Origin of the sequence: Myxococcus sp. CA039A, from assembly GCF_013336645.1 — a bacterium.
GTDB classification, from domain to species: Bacteria; Myxococcota; Myxococcia; order Myxococcales; family Myxococcaceae; genus Myxococcus; species Myxococcus llanfairpwllgwyngyllgogerychwyrndrobwllllantysiliogogogochensis.
In genome coordinates, this window is sequence record NZ_JABUMQ010000688.1 from 1 (window position 1) to 1,117 (window position 1,117).

At 66.4% G+C, this 1,117-nt stretch carries 2 protein-coding genes; both read right to left on the bottom strand.

Going from position 1 to position 1,117, the window contains the following annotated elements; translation table 11 throughout:
• Window positions 1-10: 10 nt before the first annotated feature.
• Window positions 11-607 carry a transposase gene (locus HR086_RS47040; RefSeq protein WP_254623748.1) on the bottom strand — a complete coding sequence of 199 codons (597 nt, stop codon included), beginning with the start codon at window positions 605-607 and terminating at the stop codon, window positions 11-13.
• Complete coding sequence (locus tag HR086_RS47045) at window positions 505-1,077, bottom strand: IS630 family transposase (RefSeq protein WP_306663490.1); 573 nt, start codon at window positions 1,075-1,077, stop codon at window positions 505-507. Before HR086_RS47045 ends, HR086_RS47040 begins: the two co-directional genes overlap by 103 nt.
• Window positions 1,078-1,117: the final 40 nt, after the last annotated feature.

Below are 1,117 nucleotides of genomic sequence, written 5' to 3' on the forward strand. Positions count from 1 at the left end.
CTAACCCTCTTCAGGAAAGTCCGGTAAGGCGCAGACCCGCGTGAAGGAAGAAGGCGGCGAGAACATCGTGGCGGTGGCCCAGGCGCACGAATGAAGCGCGTGCCTGGGCGCGCAGCTCGGCGACAGAGTCGGGCGTGGCATTGCGCAGCTCGGCCTTCACCATGCCGTTGCAGCCCTCCTCGGGATTGAGGTCTGGCGCATAGCCTGGTAGCCGTTCAAGGCGGAAGTCCTCGGGGTGGCGTGCGACGAAGTCGAGCGTCTCGGCACTGTGGTGCTGGTTGAGACCGTCCCACACGATAGTGAGCGAACGACCCACCTTCCTGCGGAAGTAGCGCAGGGCAGTGATGACGTCCCGGCTGGTGAAGCTGCCCTCCCGGTGGCGCGAATACAGGCGCGCCGGCCTGTGGCCGTACGGGGCAACGAGGGCGACGATGCTGGAGACTTCGCGCCGCTTGTCACGACGGCGCAGGATGGGCGGATGCCCGACGGGCGCCCAGGTAGACGCTACGCGGGCCCGAAACGAACTACCTGTCTCGTCCACGAAGGCAATGGCCCGCCCGCTTCTTCGAGCCCCCTTTTGATGCGGGGCCAGTCGCGCTTCAGCCATGCTTCCACCAACGCATCGTCACGCTCCTTGGCTCGCGTGCGGGGCTGCTGTGGACTTAAACCCAACCGGTGAAGGCACTCGGCCAGGTAATTGGGGTGGTAGTGCACTCCGAACGTACGCTGGATGAGGTGCGCCACTCGCGTGAGCGTCCAGCGCTCGGTAGGGAAGCCACACGTACGCGCCCCTGCCCTTACCAACTCCGAGACCTGCTGCCATTCCCCCAAACTCAACTTCGACGGCCGGCCCGTGCGCGGCCTCGCCTTCAACCCGCGTGTGCTGCCGCCCGCCTCGTGCAGTCGCCGTGCCCAGCGACTGACCGAGGCCTCGCTGACACCCACACGGCGTGCAACCTCCGCCTGCGATAGGTGCCCCCGCCGCAGGAGTTTCCCGGCCGCAAGCCGCCGCTCCTCAAGCTGCTGCACTGTCCAGTGCTTTGGCTGCCACGCCATGGACGCCCCCCTCCATGGCATAACCCTCAGCCCCTAACCCGACTTCCCTGAAGGGGTTTAG